This is a genomic window from Erythrobacter sp. W36, assembly GCF_057364935.1.
The window spans coordinates 47,907-62,432 of sequence record NZ_CP200281.1; the positions used below are offsets into that span (position 1 = coordinate 47,907).

Sequence of the window (14,526 nt, forward strand, 5' to 3'; positions counted from 1 at the left end):
TGAACTGGCTGTATCTCTCTTACTGTATTAGTAATCTAAGACACACTATTCAAGATAGTGCCTTATCGCCGGGCATGCGTCCATCCAAAAGCGCGTAGGCGATGGCCGCTTGAAAGGCGGGGTTTTGCAAGCATGCTTTTGTTTGCGCGCGTTTCCGCGTAACCGGATTGGTGTGAGCACAGAAAGACACGGACATAATCATGAGCAATGATGGGGATCGCAAGGCGGACTTGGGCGAGGACCAGGATACCGCGCGCAACACAGGGCAGGGCTCGGCCATGGCGGCGGCCTCATCGGCTGCGGGCACGTCTGCGGCCTCCAAGGCGACCGGCCACCCCGATCCGATCCCGTCCAAATCCAGCTTTTCGCGCGTTCTGTTCAGCTGGCGGCGCTGGTGGCTCGAAGACGTCGTGGGCACGGTCCAGCAATCGAGCGTGATTGAGAAGCGGCGCGAGGATTGCGCGCTTTCGGAACGCTATCTGTTTATGACCGCGATGAGCGGCGGGATCGCGATCCTCGGCCTGCTGCTGTCCTCACCAGCGGTTGTGATCGGCGCGATGTTGCTCTCTCCGCTGATGGGGCCAATTATGGGCCTCGGCTTTGCTCTGGCGATTGGCGATTATGAGTGGCTGAAACAATCCGCGCGCAGCCTCGCCTGGGGCAGTGTGATGGCGGTGGCGCTGTGCGCGCTGATCGTGTTTTTCTCACCCATCCAGACGATCACGCCAGAGATCGCAGCGCGCACCCGGCCCAACCTGTTTGACCTGATGGTCGCGCTGTTTTCTGCGCTCGCGGGCGCTTATGCGATGATCCGCGGGCGCGAAGGCACGATTGTGGGCGTGGCGATTGCGACCGCCTTGATGCCGCCGCTCGCGGTGGTTGGATTTGGCTTGGCGACCACCAACTGGACGGTCTTCTCCGGCGCGCTGCTGCTCTATGTCACCAACCTTATCACGATTGCGCTGGTCGCCTGGGCGATGGCGCGCCTCTATGGTTTCCGCCACGCGCTCAGCCAGCGACAAACCTATTTTCAAAACCTGATGGTGGCGGTGGTCTTTATGGCTCTCGCGGTGCCGCTGGGCCTCTCGCTCAGCCAGATCGCGTGGGAGGCCAATGCTCAGCGGATCGTACGCAGCGAGATCGTCGAGACCTTTGATGACCGTTCACGCCTCAGCGAAATGGAGATTGAGTTTGGCGGCGAAGGGCTAGGCGTGAATGCCACCGTCCTAACGCCGCGCCTGCGCGCCGATGCGGAAACAGATGTTGAGCGCGCTTTGATGAGCTTAGCTCGGGCGTCCGGTCGAACTGACACTGACGCAGTACCAAGTCGGCACCAGCGCCAGCGCCGCTGAAGAGGCTGAAATCTCCGCCACCCGCGCCAATGAAGAGGCCGCCGCCAGTGCGCGCGCGGAAAATCTTGCTCAGCGATTGGCGCTGGTCGCGGGCGTTCCGGCGGAAGACGTCTTGGTAGACCGCACCCGGCGCAAGGCAATGGTGCGTGCGCAGCGGCTCGAAGGCGCGTCTCTGTCCGCCTATCGCACGTTGGAGCAGCGGATTGCCGCGACTGAGCCGGAATGGACGATCGAGCTGCTGCCGCCAATGGGACGCTTGCCGGACATTGTCGAATTTGACGAAGGCGAGCCGACGGTCGCGGGCATGAATGCGCTGCTCGTCGCCGCATGGGCGGGGCAAAGGCTTGATGTGCCCGTGGTGATCACTGGCAATGCGGAAAACGCCGCTCGCACGGCAGAGCTGATGGCAGAGAACGGCTTGCAGGCCCGCGTTGAGGCGAGCTCAGGCTCCGTACGCGCGCGCTGGGCTGATTTGTCTGAGTAGGTTTGAGCCGCAGCTCAAACTCAAAAAACTACGCCGCCAGTTCCAGCGGGACAATCTCGCCTGACAGGTACAGCTTCTTCGCCTTCGCCCGGCTGAGCTTGCCAGAAGAGGTGCGCGGCAGAGTGCGCGGCGGCACCAGTTCCACGACGCAGCTCATGCCGGTGACCGAGCGGACCTTGTCGGCGATCTGCTCGCGCAAGTGAATGCGCTCCGCCGGGTCAGAGACGCGGCAATGCACCAGCACAGCGGGCGCTTCCTCGCCATTGTCGGTTTCAATCGAGAACGCGGCGATATCGCCGTGGTTGAAGCCGGGCAGCTGCTCAACCGCCCATTCGATATCCTGCGGCCAGTGGTTCTTGCCATTGATGATGATCATGTCTTTGGCGCGGCCGACGATGAACAAATAGCCATCTGCCAAATATCCCATATCGCCGGTGTCGAGCCAGCCATCAACGAGGCAATCCTCGGTCGCTTCTTCATTGCGGAAATAGGAGTGCATGACGCTGGGGCCGCGGCACCAGACTTTGCCGATTTGATGATCGCCGCGCGCGTGGCCATCTTCGCCGCGAATTTCGACCTCCATATCGGGCAGGGTCTTGCCGCAATTGACGATCGCGCGGTAGCGGGCCGGGCGCGAGATATCGCGCGGGGTGCCCGACAGGCGCTCTTCCTCGACCAGCTCGACGCGAATGCCTTCGCCCGGCGGCATCACGGTGACCGCCAGAACCGCCTCGGCCAGGCCGTATGACGGGGTAAAGGCGCTCGCCTTAAACCCAGCGTCGGCAAAGGCGTTGACGAAGCTTTGCATCACATCCGGGCGGATCATGTCCGCACCATTGCCAGCGACGCGCCAGCGCGAGAGGTCAAAACGTTCCGCCACATTGCTCTGGCTGGAAATGCGGCGCGCGCAAATGTCATAGCCAAAGGTCGGTGAGTAAGAGAGTGTGCCGCCTTTATTGCGGCTGATCACGTCGAGCCATGCCAGCGGGCGGCGGGCAAAGGCGTCTGGCTTCAGATAATCGCCGGAGACCTGATTGGCGATCAGCGATAGGAAACAGCCGACCAGACCCATATCATGATACCACGGCAGCCAGCTGACGCAGCGCTCGTTTTCGCCCAGCTGCATGCTGGTGGAATGGCCATAGAGATTGTGCAGCAGCGCGCGGTGCGTCACCGCTACCCCGGTTGGGAAACGGGTCGAGCCAGAGGAGTATTGCAGATAGCAAATGTCTTCTGGATCAGCCTTGGGTAGCTCGCATTCGGGAGCCTCGCGTTTTGCGAAATCCTCATAGCTTTCGCTGGCGCAATCTTGGCGATCCGCCGCAGCGCTTGCCATTTCAGCGATTTCTTCTGGGTAGATCAGGATCTTCGGATCGGAGCTGCTTAATTGCACAGCGAGCTGATCGATGAAGCTTTCCTTGCCGCCAAAGCTGGTCGGCAGCGGCAATGGCACGGGCCACGCGCCAACATAGACGCAGGCGCAAAACAGAGCGGCAAAGTCCGGCCCGGTTTCCGCGATCAGCGCAATGCGATCTTCCTTGCCAATTCCGCTCGCGATGAGGCGGCGGGCCATGACAAGAGCGTCTTCGCGAAGCTCAGAATAGGGATAAACGCGCTCTAATTGTCCACGCATATCATGGAAGTTGAGGCCCTTTTGGCTCTTCGCAGCGTAGTCAATGGCGTCGTTGAACGTCTCGAACTGCGCTCTGATGCGCGGCAATTCGCAATCATTCGGCGTCGGCGTCAATGCGGCGTCGGTCATAATTTTCTAGCGAAACCCGTCAGTTACAGCGCGGCACAGCACGCCAAATCCCGTCTGCGTTACGCGCTGGACATCATATCCAACACGCTTCACACTTAGGTATTTGATAACGAGTGTGGCACGAATAAGGCAAGATGGTTTCAAAAGATACCAAAGCGTTCTCGTCGCCCGGCGCTAGGAAGGGCGCAAGAAACGACCGAGCGAGCCGTAAACGCCGTCCGCTCGACGAAACTTCCTTGCGTGATTTGGCACTTTCTTATGTCGCTCGCTTTGCGACCAGTGGGGCGAAACTTGAGGCCTATCTGGCGCGCAAGATTCGCGAACGCGGGGTCGCGGGGTCCGAAGACGATGAAGACGGCGCATCGCCCCGGCTCGATGTGCGCGCTATTGTCGAACGGCTGATTGAGCTCGGCTATGTTGATGATGCGGCCTACGCCAAGGCAAAGAGCCGCGATATGATGGCGCGCGGCCTTGGCGCGCGGCGGGTCGATCAAGCGCTGTATGCGGCAGGCATTGAAGAGGGCGTGCGCAGCGATCAGACGCCGAGCGAGGCAGCGGCACGGCATGCCGCGATATTGCTCGCAAAGAAACGCCGCTTTGGCCCGTTTTGCCAGAAAGACATGGACCCCAAGCTGCGCGAAAAGCAGATTGCAGCAATGCTAAGAGGCGGGCATGACTTCGCCGCCGCGCGCTTTATTATCAGCGCTGAAAACGAGGAAGAGATCGAACAATGGTTAGCCGAGGCGCAGGACGAGGAAGACGAGAGCGGGGAATTTGGCCCCGCGGGCGGGGGCTGTGGTGAAATCCGCCGCGTTCGTGCTTGCAGCCATGCTGGCCGCATGTTCTCCAGCAGAGGCCGGGCCAGAGGCAGCGGGCAGCCAAACGGCCAGCAGCGGCGCGGATGCGACTGTCGTGACCCGAGAGGCTCCGCGCTATCATCCGGTCTCAACGCTACAGGTGATCGATGTCACCATCGAAAGCGCATCTGGCACGCATGTGTTCAACACAGAGCTGGCCATCACCCCGCAAGAGCAAGCGCGCGGACTGATGTTCCGCACCGAGCTGGGCGATGACGAGGCGATGCTGTTCCCGTCTTATCCGCCAGAGCAGCGCAGCTTTTGGATGAAGAACACACCGCTCTCGCTCGACATCATCTTCATCGGGACCGATGGCCGGATCAGCAATATTGCGGCCAACACTGTGCCCTATTCGCTCGAATCGGTGCCTTCGAAAGGGATCGCCAGCGCCGTGTTTGAAGTGCGTGCGGGCCTGTCAGAAGAGCTGGGGATCAAGCCGGGCGACCTCGTTACCTACAAGCTCCCCGAGTAGCGCCCGCTGCGGCCGCCGCGCAGGTGGCTGCGAGAATGCCCAAATCCGCGTGCTCTGGCGCTTGAAGCCAGCCTCGAATCATACTAATCGCTTCGCCCATGGGATTATTCGGAAAAATCTTCACTTGGTGGGACGGCGCCACCATCGGCACGCTTCTGTGGTCAGGCCGCAATGGCGAGCACGTGGGCACAGATGCGCAGGGCAATAAATATTATCGCCAGAGCAAGAACCCGCGCGCGGATGGCAAGCCTGATGGTTCCAACATCAGCCGCGAGCGGCGCTGGGTCATCTACAACGGCGCGAACGATTCCAGCCGGGTGCCTTCAGAATGGCATGGCTGGCTGCACGGCTCGTTTGATGACGTGCCAGAGAGCAATCTGCCCCCGGCCAAGATCTGGGAAGCGGATTACACCCCGAATGCTACCGGCACGGCCGAAGCGTATCGCCCGCAAGGCGCGCTGGAAAAGGGCGGCAAACGCGCCCGCGCTGTCGGAGATTACGAGGCGTGGACCCCGGAGGGGTGAGCCTGATGCGCGCGGCCTTCATTCCCGTCTTGGCGCTGGCCTTGGCTGCATGCGACAGCAGCGCTCCTGAAGCCGGGCCAGCCGCCCGCGCAACCGAAGTGCCCGAGGGCCTAGAAGGCTCGGAAGTTTCCGAAATCGACGTTGAGGAAGTCGAGGGCGCAACCCCGATGACCGAGCGCGTGGCGACCATTGGCCTGCTGAACAAGCGCAACAATGTCAGCCAGGATTTTGAGATTAAGCCCGGTGAGACCCGCCGTTCCGGACCGGTCGTGATCCGCCTTCAGGCGTGCGAGCGCACCGCTCCATGGGAAATGCCGCAGGAAACCGGCGCCTTTGTCCAGGTGCTGGTGCAAGAGCGCGGCTCAGATGATTTTGGGACGGTCTTTTCCGGCTGGCTGTTCAAAAATTCGCCCAGCCTGAATGTGGTCGAGCACCCGGTCTATGACGTCTGGGTCAAAGACTGCGCAATGGCCTTTCCTGGCGAAGAGTGAGCTGGGGAATGAACGCCGTGATCGGCGAACTCTCTAAACGCTTGATTGAGACTGAGCCGTGGCGGCGCCTCGCGCGCTTGCTCAACCAGTTTCAGATAGTCTGACTGAGGCATTTCGACCGCGCCCAGTGAAGCGAGATGGTCGGTCATGAACTGGCAGTCGAGCAGTTCATATCCCGCGTGCCGCAGCAGCGCGACGAGCCATGTGAGCGCGACCTTGCTGGCATTGTCGGCGCGCGAAAACATGCTTTCCCCGCAGAACACCCGGTCAAACGACACACCATAAAGCCCGCCTGCGAGCACTGGCACGCTGCCGTCGTCTTCGTCCTCTGGCATGATCCAGCATTCGATCGAATGCGCTGATCCATGCGCGTGCAGCTCTTTGTAGCTGGCAATGATCCGCTCGCTGATCCAGCTTTCCGGATGGCCCGGTCGCGGCGCGGCGCAGGCCTCCATCACGGCGGCGAAATCGCGGTTAAGCGTGACGGTAAAGCGATCCTGGCGCACCGTCTTGCGCAAAGATTTCGACATGCGAAACGTATCGAGCGGGACAATCGCCCGTTCGCGTGGCTCGACCCAAAACACATCGGGGTCATCGCGCCGGTCCGCCATCGGAAAAATGCCGCTTTGATAGGCCAGCAGCAGCATGTCGGGCGGGATCGGTGGGGGGAAGGGCGAGTGCATATCGCGCCCGCCTATAGCAGGATGACACGCGGCCTCACCATAAGTATGTTGATCTTGTGTTGCCTATCGCGATTTGCTGATCTAATGCGCAGCCCGCCCATGCAGGGGCGTAGCTCAGTTGGTAGAGCGTCGGTCTCCAAAACCGAAGGTCCAGAGTTCGAGTCTCTGTGCCCCTGCCATTTTCCCTACATTCGAAAAGACCGCCGCCGATTCGAGTGCGCTTTGCCTGTGCGCGGTCGCTGTCCCCGCTGGCCGCGCAGTGACCCAACTCGCCACTGAAAATCGGCCTGCCAATCAGATTGTCGCGTTCCGACAATTATTCGCGGGTCAATTGGGGGTACACCGTACTTGAGCGGTTGTTCCTTGCGAACGACTTTGAGCCATATGGAACCCGGCCCGGCGTGATGACCATCTCGGTGGGCCAGCAGCATGGAGCTATTCATGGAGAGGCGTCTGTCAGGTGTAGTCAGCCCAAACGGCAGCAAGCGAGATCATTGGTCTAGCCCTAGACCATACACTGATGAACTGCTGCGGCGGAAAAAGCACGGCCCCATCCGCCCGATGGATTATGATGAGCCGAGCGCGGGCGAACGCTTTGTTCGCTTGTTTTTCAGACGCTGAACCAGGGGCCGCTTTGATGCGGTCCGAGAACTCCAACTGTCTCATACCCTAAAAGGGCCGGTCTGTACCTGGCAGACCGGCCCTTCATGGTTTTGGTGAAAGGTTGAGGCCGCACTGGTTGAGCCGACGTTATCCTTAGTATTCTTCAGGCTCTTCCGGTGTGTCGGCCCGGTAATCTTTGCCTGCGGTCTTGTCGCCTTGAGCAAGCTTGAACACCACGCCCGAAAGCAAGACCAAAGCCAAGAGGTTCGGCAAGGCCATCGCCGCGTTTGAGATATCACCGAGACGCCAGACCAAAGTCAGGTCAAGCGTGCTGCCGAGATAGATCACAACGCACCACACAACGCGCCAGATCATGTGCAGGATCTTCTCACCGCCCCGGGTCGAGCCGGGGATACGGTCATAGATGAAGGTGATCGCGCGTTCGCCGTAATAGCTCCAGGTGAGCAGGGTGGTGAACACAAACAGGATCAGCGCCGTCGATGCGATCAGCGTTCCGATTGGGATGCTTGCGATCTCAAGCGGGAAGGCTGCGGCAAAAGCGCCGGACGTCATGGCAAAGCCTTCGAGGTCCGAATTCCATGCATGAGCCACCGCGACACCGTCGCCAGTGAAGTCGCCTTGCACCGTCAGGATCACCAGTGCGGTCATGGTGCAGATCACGATCGTATCAATGAAGGTGCCCAGCATAGCCATCCGGCCTTGCTGCTGCGGATCGTTGGTTTGAGCCACCGCGTGAGCGATTGGGGTCGAACCCTGGCCTGCCTCGTTAGAGAACAGCCCGCGCGCAACACCGGCCCTGATCGCGAGCATAATCGCTGCGCCAGCAAAGCCGCCGGTTGCCGCCTGCGGGTTAAACGCACCGTGGAAGATCAGGCCAAAGGTCGCTGGAATGTCGCCAATGTTCAGCATCAGCGCGACAATCGCCATGATGATATAGGCACCAGCCATAAACGGGATGATCTTCTCAGCGACGCCGCCGATCGACTTAATCCCGCCGATGATCACGATGAATACCGCGATGGCGACAATCGCGCCGCCAATGGCTTCTTCGATGCCGAAAAGCTCGTTAAGGCCATCCGCGACCGCATTGGCCTGGATCGAGTTGCCGGTCACCAGCGCAGAGAACAAGGTGCCGATACAGAAGAAGATCGCGAGCCACGTGTATTTCGGCCCCAGCCCCATCATAATGTAGCTCATCGGGCCGCCGCGATAGACGCCGTCGCTGGTCTTTTCGCGGTACCGGATCGCAAGCGAGCCCTCCGCAAATGCCAGCGCCATACCGATCAGCGCGGTCACCCACATCCAGAAAATCGCGCCCGGTCCGCCCAGCGCGATGGCGGTTGCCACACCGGCAAGGTTACCCGTGCCGACTTGGCCCGATAGCGCGGTGGACAGTGCAGCAAATGGAGAAATCTCTCCCTCGCCTTCGCCTTTGCGGCTTTTGAACAGGCCTTTGAAAGAGCTGCCCAATTGGCGGATCGGGAAGAACCGAAGGCCGAACATGATGTAAAGGCCAATGCCCAGCAAGATGATCGTCATCGGCGGAACTGGCTGACCCGCGATCTGCAAGACTTGCTCGCCGTTCCACGTGCCGCCCCAGATGAAGTCTGAAACATTGGTGACGCGATCGATCAAACTCATCGATCCGGTGTCTGTTGCTGCCATGATTCGGCGATCCCCCAAGGAATTGTATTTGTAGCGAATGCCCGGGGTAATCCCCTAGGCATGAAGCGGCGCACGCTAGAGCGGTGCCTGCGCCTTGGCTAGCTTTTTAACTTTCCTCGTCTGAGCGGGCTCCGAAATCGGATTTCGCCATTGAGAGCGCTTGCTATTGCTGCGGCTCGCGAGTAAGCACGCAGCCGTCTTTCAGACATTGATAATCAGACCAGCCCCTCCCGGACCTTGTCCGGGGCGGCGTAGAACCCTACCTGAAAGTCTATGGCGGAAAGACCCGCGAGAGTATTCAAGGACGATAAGGCTTAGCATTATGGCCGAAGAGAAAAAGAGCAGAACATCACCCGCTGAGTTCATGAACCAGGTTCGGTCTGAGACCAGCAAGGTTGTGTGGCCGACGCGTGAAGAGACGATCCGCACCGCGATCTTCGTCTTTATCATGATGGTGATTCTGTCGCTGTTCTTCCTCGGTGTTGATTCTGTGTTCAGCGCTATCGTCAGCTGGCTGCTCACACTCGCATAATTTGGCCTCGCGGCGAGGATCACCTCCCGCTTGGCTCACCGGTTCATTTTCGACTTTCTAGGGATTAATCATGGCGCGCTGGTACATCATCCACGCTTATTCGGGCTTCGAAAACAAGGTCAAAGAGGCGATCATCTCTGAGGCTGAGCGGCTTGGCTTGTCCGAGGGCGTTGAGGAAGTCGAAGTGCCGACCGAGACCATCACCGAAGTGAAACGCGGCAAGAAGGTTCAGGTCGAGCGCAAGTTTATGCCGGGCTATGTTCTGGCAAAGCTGCGGATGAATGACGACATTTATCACCTCGTCAAGAACACCCCGAAGGTCACCGGCTTTCTTGGCAATAACAACAAGCCGCAACCGATCAGCGAAAAAGAGGCCGCACGCTATTTCGGCGGCGTCGAAGAAGCGAAGGCTGCGCCCAAGCAGCAGGTCAGCGTCGATTACGAAATTGGCGACAGCGTCAAAGTGCTCGACGGCCCATTCGCCAGCTTCAACGGCGTGGTGGAAGAGCTCGACTTCGACAAAGCGAAGGTCAAGGTCTCCGTCTCGATCTTTGGCCGGGCAACCCCGGTTGAGCTCGACTTTGAACAGGTTGAACTGGTCAAGTAGCTTGTTGTCGTTGCACTAGAGGCGATCAAAGCGCCTTCTGTGAAGACCAAGCTTTCCATCTGCCGCAAGAAGGCGCGATTTGCTTCTGTCGATGAGGCCGAGGCAGCCGCCGAGGCTGCCCCGTTTAAGCTGCGCGCCTATCGCTGCGAGCTATGCCGCAGGTACCACCTCACCAGCCGAACCAAGGGTATGAAAACCCCGCGCGCGGAATTGGCGCGTCTGCGCGGTGCAGATTGACCAGCCTACTTGGCTTTCTTGCCGCCGCGCTTTGCAGATGATTTTGCAGCGGGCTTTTTCATGGTGGCTAGTTCGGCGTCGATATTGCTCGCGCGCCGCAGTTCTTCGATTTCCCGGTCTACGCCTGCGTTTGAACGGGCTTCGGCGCTGTCTTCGGTCGCGAAATCAACGCGCCTTTCCATTTGCGAAATGCGATCCAGATGGCGTTCTGCAGAGCTGGCACCGGGGACCGGTGAACCGCAATTCTCGGCATCGGCGGCCAATTGAGCCTTGGCGCGCTCACGGGTTTCTTCGCGTTTCACTTCAAGCTCTTTGATCGCTGAATTGATCTCTTTGAGGTCATCTTCAGCCTGAGCGACTTCTTCCTTGGTTGTGGCGATCGTTAGTCGGCCATCTTCACGAGCTAGCAATGCTTGGCGGGCAAGATCCTCGCGTCCATGGTCCATCGCTGTTTTGGCTTTGTCAGTCCAGTCAGCCTCGCGCAGTTCCATTTGAGTCAATGTGGCTTTCGAGCGACTGAGCTTACGGTCAGTCTTAGTCCGCTCGCCTTCGAGGGTAATGATCGCTTCTTCAATTTCGCGCTGCAATTTGTGAAGAGTTTTTGCAGAGCTGGACATTGAATCCAATGCGCTCGTAACGTTTGTAGAGATGAGTTCTTTGACTTGGATTGCTACTCGCAGCATTGTTGCCCCCGATTACTAAGTAATTATCACAGGCACTTATTCGTGCATTGGTTGCGATTTCGTAAAGTGTAGAAACGCACCCAATGTGGGCTAACTGTCATGTGCGCGGCCTCATGGCCTGCAGCAGCTGCGTTGGTGACCTGCGAAAAGCAGCAATTTGCTTGCATTTTGGGCGCGCATGGCTATTGCGCCCGCTTCCCCAGCATTGCTGGCGGAAATCTCGTGCGGGAGGCTCATGCAAATGGGCTGTTTGACCGCTTAACATGCAGGTGAGCTGAAACGCGCATCTGACAGTGTGAAAGGAGGCCCTACGTGGCCAAGAAAATTGAAGGCTATATCAAGCTGCAAGTTCCAGCTGGTACAGCAAACCCATCACCGCCAATCGGCCCAGCTTTGGGTCAGCGCGGCGTAAACATCATGGAATTCTGTAAGGCGTTTAACGCCGCGACACAGGACCTTGAGAAGAACGCTCCGATCCCAACCACCATCACGGTTTATGCGGATCGCTCGTTCACCTTCACCACCAAAACCCCGCCAGCATCTTACTTCATCAAGAAGGCCGCGAAGCTGAAGAAGGGCTCTGGCGAGCCGGGCAAGGTTGTCGCTGGCTCGATCAAGACCAGCGCGCTGAAGGAAATCGCTGAGGCGAAAATGGCTGACCTCAACGCGAACGATATTGACCAGGCTGTGAAGATCATCGCGGGCTCTGCTCGTTCGATGGGCCTCGAAGTGGTGGAGGGCTGATCATGGCGAAGCTTACAAAAAATCAAAAACTGCGCGCTGAGCTCGATTCAGAAAAGCTCTACGGCGTTGACGACGCGATCAAGACCCTGCGCGAGCATGCGTCTAAGAAGTTCGACGAAACCGTCGAAATCGCGATGAACTTGGGCGTTGACCCACGCCACGCTGACCAAATGGTTCGCGGCATGGTTTCGCTGCCATCAGGCACTGGTAAAGACGTGAAAGTTGCTGTGTTTGCGCGCGGCGACAATGCGGATAAGGCCACGGCCGCTGGCGCTGACAAGGTTGGCGCTGAAGACCTCATGGAAGACATGCAAGCTGGCAATCTTGACTATGACCGGATCATCGCGACCCCGGACATGATGGGCGTTGTTGGCCGCCTCGGTAAGGTTCTGGGTCCAAAGGGCCTGATGCCAAACCCGAAGCTGGGCACCGTCACTCCAAACGTTGAGCAAGCCGTTAAGGACGCCAAGGGCGGCCAGGTTGAGTTCCGCGTTGAGAAGATGGGCATCGTCCACACCGGCATTGGCAAGCTGTCGTTCTCTGACGATGCGCTGAAGGCAAACTTTGAAGCGCTGACGCAAGCGATTGTCAAAGCCAAGCCAACCGGCGCGAAGGGCAAATATGTGAAGAAGGTCACTCTGACCTCGACCATGGGCCCAGGCGTTAAGATCGACTTCGCGGAAATCGAAGGCGCGTAACTTTCGCTCACGGTTATCGAGCTGCGCTCGCACCTGCGCGGGCGCGGCCTAACCGGCCTAGCGCGTGGTCACGCTTGCGGTAGCTTCGCTACCGAATGATCTTACGAAAAAGCCACTAAAAGGGGCTGGGAGCTGACGCTTCCGGCCCTTTTTGCATCTAGGCCCTTAGCAAGCCGCGCATTTTGCCGAGCGCACCTGTGCGAGCAGCCAGGCTCTTCGTGCCAGCGACCAGATTGTCGAAGCCTGCTCGTCCACTAAGCAGAGCGCGGTTGGCCAGCGTTGGCTCTAGCAAAACGAAGCTTGCGCAATCTGCGCTGTCAGTGCCGAACATGGCTTTGTGCGAGCCGGTGCCTTCGGTGAAGTCGAAGTAAGCAAAGCGCTGTTCAGCGAATAGCCGCTCCAACGCCTCCATTTGCAGCACGGTGCCCGGTGACCAGCGCGACCAATCCGGGTCATATCCGAGATGCGCATAGACCAATGTCTCGCCAGTTATCGGCAGCGCGAGGTAAGCAATCGCGTTGCTGCCAGCGTGCAGCAGATAGCAGCGCATTTCGCCTGCCTCAGCCTTGGCGAGCATCTCTGCATGCGCCTCGGGTGTCTCTGGCAGGCCAGCATCAAGCAGGCGCGCTTGATAGGTCATGGCCGACAAAGGCAGTGCGGCTTTCAGGAACGCCGCAACCTCTTGCGCAGTGCGGTGCTCTGTAATGGCGAAGCTCTCTCCGGCTTCGCTCGCCAGCTTGCGCTGCTTGCGCCGAAGCGTCGAGCGGGTCTTGCCGGAAAAGCGGGCGAGGTAATCCTCATAGCTTGGGCAGATCGCGGGGCGCATATCGATATAGTGGCGCTGATAATCCTGCCGCCCGCCGATCAGATGCAGCGGAAATTGCGCCCGGATCGCGGGTACGGCGGAACGCGGTGCAGAGAGGACACGCACCCCGTCCGGTCCAGACTGCGGGGCGCTTAGGGGCGCGTCATCGGCCGCGAGCACATCTTGCAAGGCAAAGGCCCAGGTCGACAGCTCTCGGCCAACGGACAGCAGCCGCCGCGAGCCGACGGTGAAGTCAATCGAGGTGCTAGCGCTTGTCATCAAAGCGAGCCGTAAAGCGTGTTGGAAGCGAGCTGCTCCGCCAGACGCCAGCCTGTGCGCAGCGGGTTCGCGGGCAGCGGATCGGATGGCAGCGGGTTGGAGGCTGAACCGTGCAGCGGCGGGGTGGCACGGTAGTTGCCGGTGGTCACGCCCTCCATGTCCGCGAGCGCTTCGCATAGCCCCTCAAACCGCGCGTTCACGACCCGGTTCAGCGTCATCTTGCTGCGATTGACCAGCTCAAAACTGTGCGTCACCAGCGTGAAGCTGGGCTGATTGGTGCTGCGCGCATAGCGCAATGCGGCGGTCATTTCGCCCAGCGAAAGCGCGGTTATTTGAGCGTGGCGCAATCCGCCGGTGATGGTCGCAATCGCGCCCACGGGCACTTCGATGATGCCCTCGTGCAGCATTGGTGAGCGGTCGCGCTCAGTCAGCGTAATCTCGCACGGGCCGCTCTCCACCAAAGCGGGACAGTGGCTGCTGTCATAGCGGATGCCAATGGCGGCCAGCGCCCGCAATGTGTCGTTGTTCGCGCCGTAATTGCCGGCTCTAAAGGCGACCGGTTTGGGCGCGCCCGCGGCGATCAGGACATCGCGTGCATATTCGAGCAGCTGGCATTGTTCCTCGAAGGTGAAGTCTTTGATATTGGCGCCCGTGCGGTCTTTTAGGACAGCCTTGTCCTCGGCCAATTCCAGCCATTCGGTGTGGCAATGCAGCTGAACATCCTGACCAGCCTCTATGATCGGTCCGACCACATCTTCAATCGCGGCAATGCCCCAGATCATCGCGGGCATCGGATCGACGAAAAACACCGCCTTCACATCGTGCTCGGCAAATTTGGCCAGCTTGTGGGTGATCCCCGCCGGGCCATCTGGAGTGATGCAGGCGATGGAGCGCGCAAAATTGTCTTCGCGCGCAGCCTTATCCGCGCCGGTGAACAGCCCCGAGGAATACTCGGTATCAATGGTGATAAATGCCTGCGTCATCGCGCCTGCGGGATAGCGAAAAAGGGTTAAAGGGTCGTTTGAGC

Annotated in this window: 17 protein-coding genes and 1 tRNA gene; 12 read left to right on the top strand and 6 right to left on the bottom strand. The window is 59.4% G+C overall.

Going from position 1 to position 14,526, the window contains the following annotated elements; translation table 11 throughout:
• Positions 1 to 200: 200 nt before the first annotated feature.
• Positions 201 to 1,352, top strand: coding sequence for a TIGR00341 family protein (locus tag AC0V6U_RS00180; RefSeq protein WP_472644242.1), 1,152 nt, complete (start codon positions 201 to 203; stop codon positions 1,350 to 1,352).
• A gap of 76 nt (positions 1,353 to 1,428) precedes the next feature.
• Positions 1,429 to 1,836, top strand: a complete 408-nt coding sequence (locus AC0V6U_RS00185) for a hypothetical protein (RefSeq protein ID WP_472644243.1) — start codon at positions 1,429 to 1,431, stop codon at positions 1,834 to 1,836.
• 28 nt (positions 1,837 to 1,864) lie between these two features.
• Here the strand turns inward: AC0V6U_RS00185 and AC0V6U_RS00190 are convergent, their stop codons facing one another.
• Positions 1,865 to 3,598 (bottom strand): fatty acyl-AMP ligase, encoded by a 1,734-nt coding sequence (locus AC0V6U_RS00190; protein WP_472644244.1) that lies wholly within the window; start codon positions 3,596 to 3,598, stop codon positions 1,865 to 1,867.
• Between the two features lie 236 nt (positions 3,599 to 3,834).
• On the opposite strand from AC0V6U_RS00190, the gene AC0V6U_RS00195 reads away from it, so the two are divergent.
• The 4 genes from AC0V6U_RS00195 to AC0V6U_RS00210 all read left to right on the top strand — a co-directional run bounded on the left by AC0V6U_RS00195 (position 3,835) and on the right by AC0V6U_RS00210 (position 5,942).
• Entirely contained in the window at positions 3,835 to 4,671 is an 837-nt protein-coding gene (locus AC0V6U_RS00195; protein ID WP_472644245.1) for a regulatory protein RecX, read from the top strand.
• A complete protein-coding gene (locus tag AC0V6U_RS00200; protein ID WP_472644246.1) occupies positions 4,646 to 4,927 on the top strand; it encodes a DUF192 domain-containing protein in 282 nt (93 codons plus the stop codon). Before AC0V6U_RS00195 ends, AC0V6U_RS00200 begins: the two co-directional genes overlap by 26 nt.
• A gap of 98 nt (positions 4,928 to 5,025) precedes the next feature.
• Positions 5,026 to 5,451 (top strand): NADH:ubiquinone oxidoreductase subunit NDUFA12, encoded by a 426-nt coding sequence (locus AC0V6U_RS00205; protein WP_472644247.1) that lies wholly within the window; start codon positions 5,026 to 5,028, stop codon positions 5,449 to 5,451.
• A gap of 5 nt (positions 5,452 to 5,456) precedes the next feature.
• Positions 5,457 to 5,942: a DUF2155 domain-containing protein gene (locus AC0V6U_RS00210; protein ID WP_472644248.1), complete on the top strand. Its 486-nt coding sequence runs from the start codon at positions 5,457 to 5,459 to the stop codon at positions 5,940 to 5,942.
• Here AC0V6U_RS00210 and aat read toward each other — a convergent pair.
• Positions 5,891 to 6,625 carry a leucyl/phenylalanyl-tRNA--protein transferase gene (gene aat / locus AC0V6U_RS00215; protein ID WP_472644249.1) on the bottom strand — a complete coding sequence of 245 codons (735 nt, stop codon included), beginning with the start codon at positions 6,623 to 6,625 and terminating at the stop codon, positions 5,891 to 5,893. The genes AC0V6U_RS00210 and aat overlap by 52 nt on opposite strands.
• Positions 6,626 to 6,728: 103 nt before the next feature.
• Here aat and AC0V6U_RS00220 point away from each other — a divergent pair.
• Positions 6,729 to 6,804: transfer RNA gene (locus tag AC0V6U_RS00220), tRNA-Trp, on the top strand.
• A 577-nt stretch (positions 6,805 to 7,381) separates the two neighbouring features.
• Here the strand turns inward: AC0V6U_RS00220 and AC0V6U_RS00225 are convergent.
• Entirely contained in the window at positions 7,382 to 8,914 is a 1,533-nt protein-coding gene (locus tag AC0V6U_RS00225) for an alanine/glycine:cation symporter family protein (RefSeq protein ID WP_472644250.1), read from the bottom strand.
• Between the two features lie 322 nt (positions 8,915 to 9,236).
• Between AC0V6U_RS00225 and secE the strand changes: the two genes are divergently transcribed.
• The 3 genes from secE (at position 9,237) to AC0V6U_RS00240 (ending at position 10,290) form a co-directional block, all read left to right on the top strand.
• Positions 9,237 to 9,446 (top strand): preprotein translocase subunit SecE, encoded by a 210-nt coding sequence (gene secE, locus AC0V6U_RS00230; RefSeq protein WP_472644251.1) that lies wholly within the window; start codon positions 9,237 to 9,239, stop codon positions 9,444 to 9,446.
• A 70-nt stretch (positions 9,447 to 9,516) separates the two neighbouring features.
• Positions 9,517 to 10,053 carry a transcription termination/antitermination protein NusG gene (nusG, locus tag AC0V6U_RS00235; RefSeq protein ID WP_472644252.1) on the top strand — a complete coding sequence of 179 codons (537 nt, stop codon included), beginning with the start codon at positions 9,517 to 9,519 and terminating at the stop codon, positions 10,051 to 10,053.
• A 39-nt stretch (positions 10,054 to 10,092) separates the two neighbouring features.
• Complete coding sequence (locus AC0V6U_RS00240) at positions 10,093 to 10,290, top strand: hypothetical protein (RefSeq protein ID WP_472644253.1); 198 nt, start codon at positions 10,093 to 10,095, stop codon at positions 10,288 to 10,290.
• Positions 10,291 to 10,295: 5 nt separating this feature from the next.
• Here the strand turns inward: AC0V6U_RS00240 and AC0V6U_RS00245 are convergent, their stop codons facing one another.
• Positions 10,296 to 10,973 (bottom strand): PspA/IM30 family protein, encoded by a 678-nt coding sequence (locus AC0V6U_RS00245; protein ID WP_472644254.1) that lies wholly within the window; start codon positions 10,971 to 10,973, stop codon positions 10,296 to 10,298.
• 312 nt (positions 10,974 to 11,285) lie between these two features.
• Here AC0V6U_RS00245 and rplK point away from each other — a divergent pair, with 312 nt between their 5' ends.
• Both rplK and rplA read left to right on the top strand, forming a co-directional pair.
• Positions 11,286 to 11,717 carry a 50S ribosomal protein L11 gene (gene rplK, locus AC0V6U_RS00250; protein ID WP_472644255.1) on the top strand — a complete coding sequence of 144 codons (432 nt, stop codon included), beginning with the start codon at positions 11,286 to 11,288 and terminating at the stop codon, positions 11,715 to 11,717.
• A 2-nt stretch (positions 11,718 to 11,719) separates the two neighbouring features.
• Positions 11,720 to 12,415 (top strand): 50S ribosomal protein L1, encoded by a 696-nt coding sequence (gene rplA / locus AC0V6U_RS00255; protein WP_472644256.1) that lies wholly within the window; start codon positions 11,720 to 11,722, stop codon positions 12,413 to 12,415.
• Positions 12,416 to 12,572: 157 nt separating this feature from the next.
• Here the strand turns inward: rplA and AC0V6U_RS00260 are convergent, their stop codons facing one another.
• Positions 12,573 to 13,499 carry a GNAT family N-acetyltransferase gene (locus AC0V6U_RS00260; RefSeq protein ID WP_472644257.1) on the bottom strand — a complete coding sequence of 309 codons (927 nt, stop codon included), beginning with the start codon at positions 13,497 to 13,499 and terminating at the stop codon, positions 12,573 to 12,575.
• A complete protein-coding gene (locus AC0V6U_RS00265) occupies positions 13,499 to 14,482 on the bottom strand; it encodes a polysaccharide deacetylase family protein (protein WP_472644258.1) in 984 nt (327 codons plus the stop codon). The genes AC0V6U_RS00260 and AC0V6U_RS00265 overlap by 1 nt, the downstream gene beginning before the upstream one ends.
• Between the last annotated feature and the right edge of the window lie 44 nt (positions 14,483 to 14,526).